This is a genomic window from Deinococcus aerius (genome assembly GCF_002897375.1).
Classification (GTDB): domain Bacteria; phylum Deinococcota; class Deinococci; order Deinococcales; family Deinococcaceae; genus Deinococcus; species Deinococcus aerius.
Window position 1 is genome coordinate 342,429 of sequence record NZ_BFAG01000001.1, and the last position, 14,864, is coordinate 357,292.

Sequence of the window (14,864 nt, forward strand, 5' to 3'; positions counted from 1 at the left end):
CAGGAGGAGGGCCAGGACACTCTGGCCGGCCTTGGGCATCAGCCCCGCTCGCCCCCACCCAGACTCCCCTGGGACATGCCTGAGGTGCAATACGGAAAGCACCGTGTGGGATGAGGAACTTTTCAAGCGTCCTGGCGGCAATTCTTCTCCTTGGACGATGGCCTGGCCGCTCAGGAGAAGGGCGTTTTCTGGAGTCTTCCAGCCTCCCGGAGGATTCCCGCAACTGGGGGCACGCCGCGCCTTTCCTTCAGTCCCGCGCTCCCGCGCACGCCGGGCATTGCCCGTACAGGGTGACCTCGTGCGCCTCCACGATGAAGCCGCCGGGGTAGACCGTGCCGTGCGGCAGGGCGACCGGGCAGGCGTGCAGGGTGAAGACCCGCCCGCAGCGGGTGCAGGAGAAGTGGTGGTGGTGGCCCCGCCCGGCGGGCTCGTAGCGCGTCTCGCCGTCCAGCGTGACGGGGTGGATGCGGCCCTGCTCGGTCAGCAACTTGAGGGTGCGGTACACCGTCGCCACCCCCAGTCCCGGCAGGTCGGCCTGCGCGCGGGCCAGCACGTCCCCCACGGCCAGGGGTCCCTCCGCGCCGTCGAGAACGCGGGCGATCACGTCGCGCTGGCGGGTGCTGCGGGTCGCCGTCATGGGGGCAGGCTAGCAGACGTGATACCGGCGTATCAGAAAAGGCCACACAAAACCCGGCCTTCCTGCCTGGGAAAGCCGGGGAGGGACTGGGGACTCAGCGGATGTTGGGGTTCATCTTCTCCTGCGGGTCGATGGGGCTGCCCTGCGCCCCCGCGACCACCGTGCTCGTCGGGGTGGGGACGCTGCTGCCCGTGCCCGGCGTGCTCAGGCCCCCCGGCACTCCCGTGCGCGCCGCGTCGTCGGCCTCGCCCCCCTGGTCGCGTTTCAGGAAGCTGGCCGTCCCGCCCGTGCTGGGGGAAGCCGCCGGGCTCCGGCTGGGGAGGCGGGAGGCACTGGCCGCGCTCGCCGCCCCACCGGACTTCTGGCCCCCCTTCGGCCCCGGCTCCTGCCCGGCGCGCTCCAGCAGGTTGTTCGCCATCTCCTCCAGCCGCGGCGCGATCACCCGGTCGTTGAGGACCTTGAAGGCCAGGGTCGTCGCCGTGGCGATCAGGGCGCTCCCCACTCCGCCCTTGCCCTGCTGCTTCTGCTGGGCCTTGATCAGCTCCTTCTGGTGCTTGATCGGGCTGTCCACGTCCACGTAGATCTTCTTCGTGCGCTTGAATTGCCGCCCGATCACGACGCCGAGCAGCGCCCCCACCGCCGAGGCCCCGCCCAGCATCTTGAGGGGCTCTTTCTGCATCTGGACCTGGAGGTTGGTGCGTTCGGCCAGGGCGTCCACGCTGGCCTTCAGGCGGGCGCGGGCCTCCTCGCGCTCGTCGCGGTATCCCGTCATCAGTACCCCTCCTTTTTCATGTCTTCCTGGAAGGTGGGCGCCGTGCTGACCTCGATGCCGGGAGCGTCCTTGAGCACCACGGGACGCTGAATGTTGGGGTCGGGCTTGTCGTGGCCGCCGTGCCCCCCGGCCCCCGCGTCGTGCGTCTCCGAGCCGTCGAGCTTCTTGTTCAGGCCGCTGCCGTACACCTGCGGCTCGCCGTCCTCGGTCGCCTCGTACACGGGGAGGCGCACCTCGCCCGCGTCGGTGCCCCGGAGGGCGGTGCCCTGCGACTCGCCGAACCGTTCGGTGAGCGGCGTCTTGATCCCCGCCCCCCGGTCGCTGGCATTCACGCCGGGATCGCCCGAGGTGAAGCCGGAGGAGTCGAGCCCCGGGCGCACCACCCCGCGCTGACGGTCCTGCTCCATCTGCGCGGCGGTGGCGTTCGCGGCGGTGCCGGTGTGTTGCAGGCCGTCGCTCCTCACATTGCGGCGCTGGTCCGGGGTATCAGTGGCGACCCCGCCGCCCTGTCCCATGCTGCCCTGCACGCCGCCCGGCTCGCTGCTGGGGTGCCGGGTTTCCCCACCCACCGACCCCGTGCTGGAGGTCAGCGTGCCGGACGAACGGGACCCGGACCCCAGAGGTCTCGTTTCCCCGGTGCTCAGGTTCACGACCGTCCGGGGCTGGGTGCCCGACTGGTGGGGGGTGAACTGGGTGGACACCGCCCCCGCAGCGTCCGAAGAGGCTCCCTGGCGCTTCGCCGCCTGCTCGGCCTGGTACTGGGCCTCGAGCTGCTCGTCCTCGGTCAGGGGGCGGTTGGGGCGCCGTTCCTCCTCGTCGCGCGGGACCTCGGTGCCCAGGCGGCGCAGGCCGACCAGGATCAGGGCGCCGGTCAGGCCGAAGGCCACCAGGGCGATGAGCAGGGCGGCCAGCCAGGGCCCCAGCCCCAGCCGAATCAGGCCGTAGAACACCGCCAGGATCAGGAAGATCAGGCCCAGCACCAGCGGGCCGACCGACGCGAGCAGCAGCACCACACCGATCCCCTTGGCCTTGGCGACGTTGCCCACCTGGCGCAGCAGCGCGCGGATCTCCGTCTTGACGAGCGTGAGCGCCGCGTCGAACACGTCGACGAGCGCCCCCCCCATGCTCTTGCGTTCTTCTTGCATACATCCTCCAGCAAATCCCGCCGAGGGGCGAGACAGTCCTGCCCAGCATAATGAACCCCGTGGGTAATCCGCGCCAGAGCCAAGAAAACCTGAACCCCGAGTTGCCCCTCACCCCGGCGCAGCGCAGCAACCTCTGGCCGCTGACCGCCCGGGGCTACCCGGCGTGGCGGGCACAGTCCCTGACGTGGCTCTCCGGGCAGCCTTTCCCGCTCGAACGGGAGGCGCGGCTGTTCCTCGGGCTGTGCCGTCCCCAGCCCGGGCAAGACTGGCTGGACGCGGGCACGAGCGCGGGCTTCTATGCGGGCCTGCTCGCGCGGACGGGCTGCCGGGTCCTCGCCGCCGACCTCAGCGCCCCCATGCTGGCCGAGGCGCGGCGGCGGGAGGATCACCCGAACATCGACTGGCTCCTCACGAACCTGGAGGCGAGCGGGCTGCCGGACGCGAGCTTCGACGGCGTCACGGTGGGCGCGACCCTCAACGAGACGCACGACCCGGCCCGCCTTCTGGCCGAACTCTCGCGCCTCACCCGTCCGGGCGGCGGGCTCTGGCTGATGTACCTGGGGCGGACGGGCGGGCCCCTCCAGCGCCTCCTCTCGCTTCCGGCCACGGGCGGCCTGACCTTTCCTGACCCCGCCTGGGTGGCACGGCAGCTCCCCGGCTGGACGCGGACGGACGGGCTGCGGGTGGGGGCTGTGGTGTTCGAGCGATACGTGAAAGGGGTGGCCTGAGCGCCCGGGCCAGCCCCCCGTCTGTAAGAAAGCGTGACTTTTCCCCCCCGCCGCCCCCGTACACTCGCATCAGAGGTCCCCGACTGTGCCCCAAGCCGCCTTCCCGTCCCCCGCGCCCCCACCCCCGCCGGAGGGGGCCGTGACCCACTGCCGGGAGGTGACGCGGCGGCACAGCCAGACCTTCTACCTGGGCTCGCGCTTCTTCCCTGCCCGGCAGCGTGCAGCGGTGTGGGCCGTCTACGCCGCCTGCCGCGCCGGTGACGACATCGTGGACGAGGGGGAGGGCACGGGTGCCGAGCGCGAACTCGCCGAGTGGTGGGAGCGGGTGCAGGCGGCCTTCGCGGGGGAACCGGGCCCCCACCCGATGGACACGGCGCTCGCCTGGGCCGCCGCCCACTGGCCGGTCCCCCTGTCCGCCTTCGAGGAACTGCACGAGGGGCTGAGGATGGACCTGCGCGGCCACGCCTACCGCACCCGGGACGACCTCGACCTGTACTGCCGCCGGGTGGCGGGCGTGGTGGGCTTCATGATCGCGCCCATCTGCGGCTACTCGGGCGGCGAGCGCACCCTGCACCACGCGCTGCGGCTGGGCCAGGCGATGCAGCTCACGAACATCCTGCGCGACGTGGGCGAGGACCTGGAACGTGGCCGGGTGTACCTCCCCCACGCGCTGCTCGGCGAGTACGGCGTCACGCGCGCCATGCTGGAGGGCGGCCGGGTCACGCCCGAGTACCGCGCCCTGATGCGTCACCTCTCCGACCTCGCCCGCGAGTGGTACGCGGAGGGCCGCCAGGGCATCCCCTGCCTGCACGGCAGCGCCCGCCTCGCCGTGCAGGCCGCCGCCCGCTCCTACGAGGGGATTCTCGACGACCTCGCCCGGGGCGACTTCGACAACTTCCGCCGCCGCGCCCACGTGAGCGGCACCCGCAAGCTGCTCATGCTCCCGCAGGCATGGTGGGAGTTGCGCGGGGCCGTGGCCCGGGCGTGAGGGGGGAAGGTGGCCCCTGAAGCCCCTCCCCCTTGACTTGCAAAGCTGCGCAGCAGAGGGGGGAGGCCGGGAGGGGGTGAGCGGGCCCGGTGTCCAAGAGCCAACCGGACTGTCCAGGCCCGCTTGCGGACGCTCAAGCTGGTCACGCGCCCCCTCACCCCGGCCCTCTCTCCTTCGGAGCTGTACCAGTCCCACGAGGGGAGAGGGAGAAAAAGTAAAGACGCTGTAGTCGCCCCCATCCGGCGCAAGGAACTCCTATGCCCCACACCAGACGCAAAACCGCCCTCATCATCGGCTCGGGCTTCGGTGGCCTGAGCCTCGGCATCCGGCTGCAAAGCCTGGGTTTCGACACGACCATTCTGGAAAAACTCGACGGACCGGGCGGGCGGGCCTACCAGAAGCGCACGCCGGACGGGTACGTGTTCGACATGGGGCCGACCGTCATCACGGTGCCGCACTTCATCGAGGAACTCTTCGCGCTGGAGCGGGATAGGGGGATGCTCGCCGAGCCCGACTATCCCGCCCACGTGCTGACGGGCGAGCGCGTCCGGGAAGGGGAGAGCGGCGGCCCCCGCACCCGCGACTATGTACGGCTCGTCCCCATCCTGCCCTTCTACCGCATCTATTTCGACGACGGCACGTATTTCGACTACGACGGCGACCCCGACTCGACGCGGCGGCAGATTCAAGCCCTCGCGCCCGCTGACCTCGCGGGGTACGAACGCTTCCACAGGGACGCGAAGGCCATCTTCGAGCGCGGTTTCCTCGAACTGGGCTACACGCATTTCGGGGACCCGGCGACCATGCTGCGCGTTGTGCCGGACCTGCTGAAACTTGACGCCGTCCGCACCCTCTTTTCCTTCACGAGCAAGTATTTCCAGTCGCCCAAGATGCGGCAGGTCTTCTCCTTCGAGACGCTGCTCGTGGGCGGCAACCCCCTCTCCGTGCCCGCGATCTACGCGATGATCCACTTCGTCGAGAAGACCTGGGGCATCCACTACGCGGTGGGCGGCACCGGGGCCCTGGTGCGCGCCTTCGTCCAGAAGTTCGAGGAACTCGGCGGGCGCATCGAGTACGGGGCGGAGGTCGAGGACATCCTCGTGACGGACGACCGGGGGCGGCCCGTGCGGGCGCCAGTGGGAAAGCGGGTCGCCCGGGGCGTGCGGCTGAAAGACGGGCGGGAGCGCCGCGCCGATATCGTCGTGAGCAACGGGGACTGGGCGAACACGTATCTCAGACTCGTGCCGCCGCAGGCCCGCCTCATCAATACCGACCTGCGCGTGAAGGCCGCCCGCCAGAGCATGAGCCTCCTCGTAATCTACTTCGGCTTCCGCGAGGGCGGCAGGCCGCTCGACCTGCGCCACCACAACATCATCCTGGGGCCGCGCTACGAGGAACTCCTGCGGGAAATCTTCGGGGAGAAGGTGCTGGGCGCGGACTTCAGCCAGTACCTCCACGTGCCCACCCTCACCGACCCGGCGCTCGCGCCCCCCGGCCACCACGCCGCCTACACGCTGGTGCCCGTCCCCCACAACGGCAGCGGCCTCGACTGGGAGGTGGAGGGTCCGAAGCTCGTGGACAAGGTGCTCGCCTTCCTGGAGGAGCGCGGCTATATCCCGGGGCTGCGGGGGCGCCTGACCCACCTCGAATACATCACGCCGGACTACTTCGAGGGCACGCTGGATTCCTACCTCGGCAACGCCTTCGGCCCCGAGCCCATCCTGGCCCAGAGCGCCTACTTCCGCCCCCACAACCGCTCGGAGGATGTGCGCAACCTCTACCTGGTCGGCGCGGGCGCCCAGCCCGGCGCGGGCACCCCCAGCGTGATGATGAGCGCCAAGATGACGGCCCGGCTGATCGCGCGGGACTTCGGGATTCACCCGGAGGTGCGGGACGGGGTGCCGGAGGGGAAAGCAGAACGGCCGGATCAGGCCAGTGAGGACAGGGAACCGGCGGGGGTCAACCCGTAGTCCCCGGGACTCAGCCCCCCACCCTCTCCCGCAGCCAACCCAGCAGGACGCCCAGCACCTCCTCGCGTCCCTCGTCGTTCAGGAGTTCGTGGTAGCCGCCCTCCACCAGATGCAATGTCTTGTCGGTGGCGGGAATGGCCTCCACGAAGCGCCGCGAGCCGTTCGGGTCGGTGATGCGGTCGGCGGTGCCGTGGATGACCAGCGTGGGCAGCGTCCAGCGCCCGTAGTGCGCCCACAGTTCCCGGCTCAGGCGCAGCATGGAGGCGGCGGTCAGAACGGCCACCTTGCCCTGATGGATGTTCGTGTCCGCCCGGTACGCGCTGACCTCGTCCGCCAGGCGCGAGAGCCCGTCCGTCCCCAGATCCGCGACGCGTGCCGTGGGCGCGACCCTCGCCAGCAGGGGAGCCAGAACCTTCATCCAGGCGGGCTGGTCCTCGCCGATCAGCAGGGCAGGGCTGGAGAGGATGACCCCGCTGAGCCCCCGGGGATCGCGCGCCACGCTCGCCGCCGTGACCAGCCCTCCCAGCGAGTGCCCGAAGGCGTAGACGGGGAGCGGCTGACCCCGCAGTGTCTGCCGAGCGAGCAGGTGATCCTCCACGAGCCGCGACACGTCCACCACCGCCCGCCGCCCCTCCGACTGGCCGTGACCGCGCAGGTCGCAGGCGTACACGTCGAAGCCCGCCTCCACGAGGTTCGGGATCAGGCGGCTGTAGCGGTCCACGTACCGGCCCGCGTACTCGCCCAGCCCGTGCGTGAGCAGGAGGGCGGCGCGGGGCTGCCCCGCTTTCCAAACGTAGCCCCGGACGGGCGCGCCCGTTTCCCAGACAGACGGCTCCCAGTTTGTCGCGGTCATGGCACCAGTCTAACTTTCGCTCGACGTTAAGTGAGGCTCAATGCGGTGGGGGGCCGCCGGGCGCAGACTTCCCTCTATGGCAGACATTGCACGCAAGGCCAGCGCCCACTGGACGGGCGACCTCCGCAGCGGTCAGGGCACCGTCAGCACCGGAAGCGGCGTTCTCCAGGACGCGCCGTATTCCTTCAAGACCCGCTTCGAGCAGGGCGCGGGCACCAACCCGGAGGAACTGCTCGCCGCCGCGCACGCGGGCTGCTTCACCATGCAGCTTTCCGCGCTCCTGGCGGGGCACGGCCACGACCCACAGGACCTGCGGACCGAGGCGACCTGCGAGATGGTGCGCGAGGGTGCGGGCTTCAAGATCAGCACCATGCGCCTCGTCATTCGCGGCAGGGTCAGCAACATCGACCAGGCCGAGTTCGAGCGGCACGTGGAACAGGCGGCCCAGATGTGCCCCCTCAGCCGCGTGATGCAGGGCAACGTGGAGATCGTCCACGAGGCGATGCTGGAGCAGCCGGTAGGATCGTAATCCCAGGCATCCTCAAGCCCCTGCTCCGACGGGGGCTTTGTCATTTGGCCCATGCCTGTACTTCCGCCCTCGCTTACCCTGGCGGGCATGGCCTTCCTGTACCTCCTCGTAGGTCCCCCGGGCAGTGGCAAGCGCACGGTAGGGCGGCACCTCTCCGCCCTGACCGGGGCGCCGCTGCTCGATAACCACATCACCAACGACCCCATCTTTCAGGCGTTCGGGTTGGACGGCGTCCGGCCGGTGCCGCCGGAGGCGTGGCCCTTCGCCTCACGGATGCGGGCCGTGCTGCGCGAGGCGGTGCGGGCATCCCCACCTGACCTGTCGCACATCTTCACGGTCTACCTGTCGAACCAGCCCGGCGAGGCCGATTCGCTGGAACGCTTTCGTGCCCTTGCGGAGGCGCGTGGGGCCACCTTCGTCCCAGTCTGGCTGACCTGCCCGCTGGACGAACTCGCCCGCCGCGTTACCTTGCCGGAGCGGAGCACGGGTCGGCTCAAATTGCGGGACCCCGAACAACTTCGTGCGTTGCTGCGGGATGCCGGAATCCTCCCAGCCCCGCCTGGCGCCCTCCGCATCGACACCACTGAACTCGCCCCGGCGGACGCCGCGCTGCTCATCGCGTCTCACGCCGGGGCGTTGTTCTGAAGGATCAGTCGAGCTTGAAGCGAACTGGACCCGTCTCCTCGGCCACCGTGCGCTCGTCGGGTGAAAGGCCGTGCCCGCCGAACATGCCCCCGGCTACGAGGCTGGCGCCCAGAACGTCGCCGTCTCGCGGGTCGCGCTCGGCGGGCCGGATGAAGAACGAGAGCACGATCAACGCGACCGGCAGCACGACGAAGATCAGGAAGGCGATCACGCCGGGACGGCCGGGGTGGCGTGCTCCTCGCCCAGGTGCTCGCGGGCCCAGGTGTCGATGGCGTTGATCACGCCCTGGAGTTCCCGCCCGGCGGGGGTGAGGCTGTAGACACTGCGGGCGAGCTTGCCCTGGGTGTCCTCGGTGCGCTTGGCGATGAGCGAGAGGCTCTCTAAGTGTTCCAGGCGTTGTGTCAGGGTGGCGCTGTTGCAGCCGCCCACGGCCCGGGCGAGTTCGTTGAAGCCCTTCTCGCCGTCCAGCAGCGCGCGGACGATGTGCAGCACCCATTTCTCCTGCAACACGCCGATGGCCCGGTACACCGGGCAAAAGGCAGGGGGTGCGGAAGTCATGGCCCCATCGTACACCTTCGGGGCCGGTAAAGTGGGGGGTAAATCACACCACTTGACATTTCAAAGTACAGGGGATAACCTTCCGGCATGACTGCGACTGCCACCACTACCCGTCCCCTGACGGTCACCGAAGCCATCGAGACCCGCCGCAGCATCCGCCAGTTTGTGCAGGAGCCCATGAACCAGGACGACCTGCGCGAAATTCTGCGTCTGGCGAGCCTCGCCCCCAGCGCGAACAACGTGCAGACTTGGCGCTTTGCCGTCGTGCAGAACAAGGAGCTTCAGGCCAAGCTCCAGGAGGCCGCCTTCGGGCAGGCCCAGGTGTCCAACGCCCCGGCCGTGATCGTGGTGTACAGCGACATGGAGGACACCCTGGCGAACGCCGAGGAGACCATCCACCCCGGCATGGGCGAGGAGCAGATCAAGACCCGCGCCGCCCGGCTCCGCCAGCAGTTCGAGGCCCAGGACTCCGTGCAGCGCGGCCAGTGGGCGCTGACCCAGGCCAACCTCGCTTTCGCCTTCCTGATGCTCGCCGCCCGCGGCCTGGGCTACGACACGGTGCCCATGCTGGGCTTCGACCCCCAGAAGGTCAAGGAACTCCTCGGGCTGCCCGAGCACGTCCAGTTCGCCGGGATGCTCCCCATCGGCAAGCGTGCCGAGGAAGGCTTCCCGCACCACCGCCACAGCATCGACCGCATCACGACGTTCTACTGATCCCGAGTGGGTCATGGCCGCCCCTTCCCCGGGGCGGTTTTTGCGGCCCCGCTGCTACTCTGGCCCCATGCCCAGCCGCGTCATGAGCCACCGCGAGATGTGCGGGCGCGAGGGGGTCAACCTGCGGCGCGGCATGAACTTCCGTGTCGGGGGCGGCCACAGCGTCCTCCTCATGTCGGTTCGGCCGGACGCCCCCTACCGCGACGAACTCAGCGGGGACGGCACGGTGTTGCGCTACGAGGGGCACGACGCGCCGCCCCAGATGACGGGCGGCCTCGACCCCAAAACCGTGGACCAGCCGCTGCACACACCGCGGGGCACACCGACACAAAATGGCCTCTTCTTCCAGGCGGCCCTCGCCGCCCGCGCGGGGGAGGCCCCGCCCGAACGGGTGCGCGTCTACGAGAAGCTGAGAGAAGGCGTCTGGACCTACAACGGCGTCTTCCACCTGACCGACGTGACCCAGGAGCACGACGGCACCCGGCACGTCTTCGTCTTCCGCCTGGAGGCGGTGGAAGGGGAGGAGGACGACGCGCCTGGACCGGAGCAGCCCGAACGGCGCCCGGTCATTCCCGGCCCGGTCAAGCTCGCGGTCTGGAACCGGGAAGGCGGGAGGTGCGCGGAGTGCGGTGAGGCGGAGGACCTCCAGTTCGAGCCCGTTCGCCCCGGGGTGACGCTCACCCCCGAGAATGTCCGGCTTCTCTGTGCCCGTCACGCGCGGCCAGCGGCTGAGCCCACGGCTCCTGCATCTCCGTGACTCCGCCCCCCGCGACGTGCCACACCCGCGTCGCCACCCGGCCCACGAGGGCGCGGTCATGGCTGGCGAGGAGCACCGTGCCGGGAAAGGTGAGCAGCAGCGCCTCCAGGGCCTCAATCGCCCGGATGTCGAGGTGGTTGGTGGGCTCGTCGAGCACGAGGACCTGCGCCCGCGTCACGCCCAGCCGGGCGAGGCTGAGCCGGGTGCGCTGGCCTCCCGACAGGCCGGAGAGCGGGAAGTCGGGGCCGCCGGGAAGGCCGACCTGTGCCCCGACCTCGTAGAGCTGGTGGGGGGTCAGGGCGGGGTTGGCATCCAGCAACGCCTCGCCCACCGTGCCCAGGCCCGCCAGTTCCTCGCCGTGCTGGCCCGCCGCGTAGAGGGTGAGACCGGGGCCCCAGCGGACCTCGCCCGTGTGCGGGAGCCTGCCGAGCAGCGCCGAGAGCAGCGTGCTTTTCCCGCCCCCATTCGGTCCGGTCAGGGCGATGCGGTCGCCCCGGCGCACGTCGAGCCGGACGCCGGAAAGGACGGGTTGACCCTCCCGTTCCACCCCCAGGTCACGGACGGTCAGGACCTCGGCGGGGCCGGGAGGCGCGGGGGGCAGGTCCAGGCGCAGGGTCCGGCGGTCCTGGAAGGGTTTCTCGGTCGCCCCCTCGTCCAATCGGTCGATCTGCTTCTGCATCGCCCGCGCCCGGGCCGAGTGGATCTGCTGCGCCCGCCCCGCCTTGTGGCTCGACAGGAACTTGTCGTTGTCCCGCGCCCGGCGGCGGTTTTCCTCCACCCCGCCGATGCTGGCCTGCCGCCGCCGCTCCTCGTCCAGCGCGGCGCGCTTGCGGCGGTACGCCTCGTATTCCCGGGTCTGTGCCTCCCGCAGCGTCGCCTTGATCTCCATCGCCCCCGAGTAGCCGCCGGGGTAGACGGTCAGCCGCCCCCGTTCCAGCTCCGCCGTGTCCCCCGCCACCGCGTCCAGAAAGGCCCGGTCATGGCTGACGAGGACGAAGGCGGCGTCCGAGGCGCGGATCCATTCCTCCAGCCAGGCCGCCCCCTCCGCATCGAGGTGGTTCGTCGGCTCGTCGAGCAGGTACAGGTCGGCGGGGGAGAGCAGCAGCCGCGCCAGCAGCACGCGCCGCATCTGCCCACCCGAGAGCCGCGCCGCGCCCGCCCGCCCCTCCAGCCCCAGGCCGTCCAGCACCGCCGCCGCCCGCACCTCGAAGTCGTAGCCGCCCGCGTTCCGGTAGGCTTCCTCGGCGTCCGCGAAGGCCATCAGGACTTCCTCGGTGCCCTCGCCCAGTCGGGTCGAGGCCGTTTCCAGCGCCGCCTGCGCCCGGCGCAAGTCCTCCGGGGTCACGGCCTCCAGGACCGTCCCCGCCCCCAGCTCCGCGTGCTGCGCGAGGAGGGCCACCCGGCCCCGCCGCGTCACCGTTCCCGCGTCGGGCACGTCCAGGCCCGCCATCACCCGCAGCAGCGTCGTTTTTCCGCTGCCGTTTTCGCCGACCAGCGCCAGCCGCTCGCCCGCGCCGATTTCCAGGTCCACCCCGGAAAACACCGTCCGGTCGCCGAACCCCCGCGCGACCCCACTGAGTTGCAACACCACACGTTCCCCCTGTCGGCGAGCCGTCCCGGCCAGAGGAGGCGGGACGAGACTTCGGTTCGCTGTTACAGGGGGAGGAGACGCAAGGGGAAACTCCGTGGAATGGACGAAAGCCGGACGCCGGGGAACCCGGGCCGTCCCGGTCAGCCTACCGGGCCGGGGGCATAGACCGAATACGCCGAATGGCGCATCACTCCCGCCGCCTGAACACTAACGTCAGCAGAAAAATCGCCGTGTTCACGAGCACGATGGTCGCGCCCGGCGCCGTCCCGAGGTAATAGCTGAGATACAGCCCGACCACGCCGCCCACCGTACCCAGCCCGGCGGCGAGCAGGATCATCCGCTGGAGGCTGCGGGCGAGCAACCGGGCGGCGGCGCTGGAGGTGATGAGCAGGCTCACGCTCAGGGTGGTGCCGACAAGCTGCACCGTCAGGACCACCACCAGCCCGATCAGGATGAGGAGCAGACTCTCCAGCCGCCGCACCGGGAGGCCGATGGCCCGCGCCTCGGTGGGGTCGAAGGAGGCGAGGAGGAGTTCCTTCTGCACGGCGGTCAGCAGCGCCCCGACGACGAGCGTGACCCCCAGCGCCCCCCACAGGTCGCCCGGCGAAACCCCCAGGGGATTGCCGATCAAAAAATTGCTGAGGTCGGTCGTGAAGGTCGGCGCCTTGGAGAGCATCACCACGCCGAGGGCGAACATCCCCACGAAGACGATCCCGATGGCGCTGTCCTGCTTGAGCCCGCTGCCCCGCCCCACCGCGCCGATGCCCAGGGCGGTCAGCACGGCGGCGGCCAGCGCCCCCACGAGCAGGTTCCCGCCCGCCAGGAACGCCCCCACGATGCCCGGAAAGACGGCGTGGCTCATCGCGTCCCCGATGTAGCTCAGGCCGCGCAGCACCACCCACGCGCCGACCAAGGCACACAGCACGCTGACGAGGACCACGGCGGCGAGCGCCCGCACGAAGAAGCCGAACTGGAGGGGATCGGTGAGCAGGTGCATCAGGGGCGGTCCCCGGGGGTGAGTGGGAAGTGGGGAGTGGGAAGTGGGGAGCGGGGGGTGTGGGTTGTCCCTCTCCCCCCGGCCTTCGGCTTTCTACCTTCCGCCATCCGCCTCAGGCCTCCGCGTGCGTGTGGCCGAGGTAGCTGGCGCTGAAGGTCGCCTCGATGTTGCGGGGCGTGTACACCTCGTCCGGCGTGCCGTCGGCGACGATGCGCCGGTTCACCAGGATGATGCGGTCGCACCAGCGCCGCGCCTGTTCGAGGTCGTGGGTGACCATCACCACGGCGCGGCCCTTGTCGGCCTGGGCGCGCAGCAGGGCCATGAGTTGCTCCTGGGTGGCGGCGTCCACCCCGGTCAGCGGTTCGTCCAGCAGCAGCAGGTGGCCGTCGCGCGCCAGCATCCGCGCGAGCAAGACCCGCTGCCGTTGCCCCCCGCTCAGCGCCCCGATGTGGCGGTGGCGCAGCTCGTACACGCCGGTTTCCCGCAGCGCCGCCGTCACCCGCTCGCGGTCCCCGCGGCTCGGCCAGCGCAGCCACCCCAGCCGCCCGGTGCGGCCCATCATCGCCACGTCCCAGACCGTCACCGGAAAGGCCCAGTCCAGCGTCTGCTGCTGCGGCACGTAGGACACGCAGTTCTGAGCGGTGTGTCCGGGGTCGAAGCGCACGCGGCCCGCTGGGTCGGGGAGCAGCCCCACCAGCGTCTTGAGCAGGGTACTCTTGCCCGCCCCGTTCGGCCCGATCACCGCGCTGAAGGTGCCCGCCTCGAAGCGCACCGTCGCGTCCTCCAACGCCACTTGGGTGCCGTACCGCACCGTCAGGTTCTCCACACCCAGCATCCGCAGAGGATAGCGCGAGTGCCGGTGATATTGCGAGCGCGGAATCAAGAAGGATGGAGGGATGGAGGATCGTTCCAACGGGGTCCCTGCCGGGCCGACGCCCCGTCTTCGCGAGGTATGCAGGCGGGCGAGGGTTGCGCTCACTTCAGCGCCCGCACCATCGTGTCCACGTTGTACCGGAAGGCCTTCAGGAAGGTCTCGCCCGCACTCCCCTTCGGCCCCAGGGCGTCGGTGTAGAGGGGCGGGGCGACCTTCGCGCCGGTCTCGCGGGCGAGGGTCTGCGCCAAGCGCGCGTTCACGGTGTTCTCGGTAAAGATGACGTGGACACCGCTGTTCCTCACCGCCCCGATCAGGTCGGCGAGTTCCCGCGCGCTGGGCTCGCGCTCGGTACTCCCGCCGGGAATGACGGCCCCGATCACCGTCAGCCCGTAGCGGTCGGCCAGGTAGTGCAGGCTGTCGTGGTTGGTCACGAGCCTGCGCCGGGCGGGGGGAAGGCTGGCGAACTGCTTTCTGGCGTAGGCGTCCAGCCCGGTCATCTGCCCGAGGAAGGCGCTCAGGTTGTCCGCGTAAGTCTTCTTGCCCGCCGGGTCGAGCGCCGTCAGGGTCTGGGCGACCTTCCGGGCGTATCCGGCGGCGAGGCCCAGGTCCCACCAGGCGTGCGGGTCCACCGCGCCGCGCTGACCGCCCTTCAGGGGGTGCAGCCTCAGCCCCGCCGTGAGTTCGGTCACCGGCACCCCCGGGGCCGCCGCCTTCAACCCCGGCAGCCAGGATTCCAGGCCCGCCCCGTTGGCGAAGAGGGCGCGGCTCCCGCTCAGCCCCCGGATTACCGTGGTCGTGGGCTGGAAGGTGTGCGCGTCGCCCCCGGCGGGCACGATCACGTTCACGCTCACCCGGTTCCCGCCGACGGCCCGCACGAAGTCGCCGATGATGGTGGTCGTCGCGCTTACCGGCAGCGGCGCGGCGAAGGCCACCGTGCCCAGCCCCAGGGCCAGCAGCGGCAGAAGGCGCCTCATGCCTGCCCTGCCCTGTTCACGTGTGCGCCCGTTTGAACGCTCAAGCTCGAATGTCCATCCATAATGATTTCTCTTTATCAATACATGCGCTGAGGCGGATGAGCGTCCGGGGCGGCGTGTCCCCGCCTCCCC

The 14,864-nt window shown here is 70.5% G+C and carries 17 protein-coding genes; 7 read left to right on the forward strand and 10 right to left on the reverse strand.

Features of this window, described 5'->3' with window-relative positions; genetic code table 11:
- Positions 1-247: 247 nt before the first annotated feature.
- The 3 genes from DAERI_RS01570 to DAERI_RS23015 all read right to left on the reverse strand — a co-directional run bounded on the left by DAERI_RS01570 (position 248) and on the right by DAERI_RS23015 (position 2,554).
- Positions 248-637 (reverse strand): Fur family transcriptional regulator, encoded by a 390-nt coding sequence (locus DAERI_RS01570; RefSeq protein ID WP_103127715.1) that lies wholly within the window; start codon positions 635-637, stop codon positions 248-250.
- A gap of 94 nt (positions 638-731) precedes the next feature.
- The gene (locus DAERI_RS01575; RefSeq protein WP_103127716.1) at positions 732-1,409 is read right to left on the reverse strand and encodes a hypothetical protein; all 678 of its coding nucleotides are present in this window, start codon (positions 1,407-1,409) and stop codon (positions 732-734) included.
- Positions 1,409-2,554 carry a phage holin family protein gene (locus DAERI_RS23015; RefSeq protein ID WP_268805837.1) on the reverse strand — a complete coding sequence of 382 codons (1,146 nt, stop codon included), beginning with the start codon at positions 2,552-2,554 and terminating at the stop codon, positions 1,409-1,411. The genes DAERI_RS01575 and DAERI_RS23015 overlap by 1 nt, the downstream gene beginning before the upstream one ends.
- 50 nt (positions 2,555-2,604) lie before the next feature.
- On the opposite strand from DAERI_RS23015, the gene DAERI_RS01590 reads away from it, so the two are divergent.
- The 3 genes from DAERI_RS01590 (at position 2,605) to crtI (ending at position 6,240) form a co-directional block, all read left to right on the forward strand.
- On the forward strand, positions 2,605-3,282 hold the full coding sequence (locus tag DAERI_RS01590; RefSeq protein ID WP_103127717.1) for a class I SAM-dependent methyltransferase: 678 nt from the start codon (positions 2,605-2,607) through the stop codon (positions 3,280-3,282).
- Between the two features lie 139 nt (positions 3,283-3,421).
- Positions 3,422-4,270 (forward strand): phytoene/squalene synthase family protein, encoded by an 849-nt coding sequence (locus tag DAERI_RS01595; protein WP_235610169.1) that lies wholly within the window; start codon positions 3,422-3,424, stop codon positions 4,268-4,270.
- 257 nt (positions 4,271-4,527) lie between these two features.
- A complete protein-coding gene (gene crtI, locus DAERI_RS01600) occupies positions 4,528-6,240 on the forward strand; it encodes a phytoene desaturase family protein (protein WP_103127718.1) in 1,713 nt (570 codons plus the stop codon).
- A gap of 10 nt (positions 6,241-6,250) precedes the next feature.
- Here crtI and DAERI_RS01605 read toward each other — a convergent pair whose 3' ends face one another.
- Positions 6,251-7,093, reverse strand: a complete 843-nt coding sequence (locus tag DAERI_RS01605) for an alpha/beta hydrolase (RefSeq protein WP_103127719.1) — start codon at positions 7,091-7,093, stop codon at positions 6,251-6,253.
- A 76-nt stretch (positions 7,094-7,169) separates the two neighbouring features.
- Between DAERI_RS01605 and DAERI_RS01610 the strand changes: the two genes are divergently transcribed.
- Together DAERI_RS01610 and DAERI_RS01615 are read left to right on the forward strand one after the other, a co-directional pair.
- Positions 7,170-7,622: an OsmC family protein gene (locus DAERI_RS01610; RefSeq protein ID WP_103127720.1), complete on the forward strand. Its 453-nt coding sequence runs from the start codon at positions 7,170-7,172 to the stop codon at positions 7,620-7,622.
- 51 nt (positions 7,623-7,673) lie between these two features.
- On the forward strand, positions 7,674-8,267 hold the full coding sequence (locus DAERI_RS01615) for a P-loop nucleotide/nucleoside kinase family protein (RefSeq protein WP_235610171.1): 594 nt from the start codon (positions 7,674-7,676) through the stop codon (positions 8,265-8,267).
- A gap of 4 nt (positions 8,268-8,271) precedes the next feature.
- Here DAERI_RS01615 and DAERI_RS01620 read toward each other — a convergent pair whose 3' ends face one another.
- Positions 8,272-8,478, reverse strand: coding sequence for a hypothetical protein (locus tag DAERI_RS01620; RefSeq protein WP_103127722.1), 207 nt, complete (start codon positions 8,476-8,478; stop codon positions 8,272-8,274).
- Entirely contained in the window at positions 8,475-8,825 is a 351-nt protein-coding gene (locus tag DAERI_RS01625) for a winged helix-turn-helix transcriptional regulator (RefSeq protein ID WP_103127723.1), read from the reverse strand. Before DAERI_RS01625 ends, DAERI_RS01620 begins: the two co-directional genes overlap by 4 nt.
- Before the next feature lie 87 nt (positions 8,826-8,912).
- Here DAERI_RS01625 and DAERI_RS01630 point away from each other — a divergent pair, with 87 nt between their 5' ends.
- Both DAERI_RS01630 and DAERI_RS01635 read left to right on the forward strand, forming a co-directional pair.
- Positions 8,913-9,539 carry a nitroreductase family protein gene (locus DAERI_RS01630; RefSeq protein WP_103127724.1) on the forward strand — a complete coding sequence of 209 codons (627 nt, stop codon included), beginning with the start codon at positions 8,913-8,915 and terminating at the stop codon, positions 9,537-9,539.
- A 67-nt stretch (positions 9,540-9,606) separates the two neighbouring features.
- Positions 9,607-10,296: an HNH endonuclease gene (locus DAERI_RS01635; protein ID WP_201262697.1), complete on the forward strand. Its 690-nt coding sequence runs from the start codon at positions 9,607-9,609 to the stop codon at positions 10,294-10,296.
- Here the strand turns inward: DAERI_RS01635 and DAERI_RS01640 are convergent.
- The 4 genes from DAERI_RS01640 to mntC all read right to left on the reverse strand — a co-directional run bounded on the left by DAERI_RS01640 (position 10,217) and on the right by mntC (position 14,732).
- Complete coding sequence (locus DAERI_RS01640; protein ID WP_103127961.1) at positions 10,217-11,884, reverse strand: ABC-F family ATP-binding cassette domain-containing protein; 1,668 nt, start codon at positions 11,882-11,884, stop codon at positions 10,217-10,219. The genes DAERI_RS01635 and DAERI_RS01640 overlap by 80 nt on opposite strands.
- A gap of 190 nt (positions 11,885-12,074) precedes the next feature.
- Complete coding sequence (gene mntB, locus DAERI_RS01645; RefSeq protein ID WP_103127725.1) at positions 12,075-12,884, reverse strand: manganese ABC transporter permease MntB; 810 nt, start codon at positions 12,882-12,884, stop codon at positions 12,075-12,077.
- Positions 12,885-12,996: 112 nt separating this feature from the next.
- The gene (gene mntA, locus DAERI_RS01650; protein WP_103127726.1) at positions 12,997-13,719 is read right to left on the reverse strand and encodes a manganese ABC transporter ATP-binding protein MntA; all 723 of its coding nucleotides are present in this window, start codon (positions 13,717-13,719) and stop codon (positions 12,997-12,999) included.
- A 140-nt stretch (positions 13,720-13,859) separates the two neighbouring features.
- On the reverse strand, positions 13,860-14,732 hold the full coding sequence (gene mntC / locus DAERI_RS01655; RefSeq protein ID WP_103127727.1) for a manganese ABC transporter substrate-binding protein MntC: 873 nt from the start codon (positions 14,730-14,732) through the stop codon (positions 13,860-13,862).
- Positions 14,733-14,864: the final 132 nt, after the last annotated feature.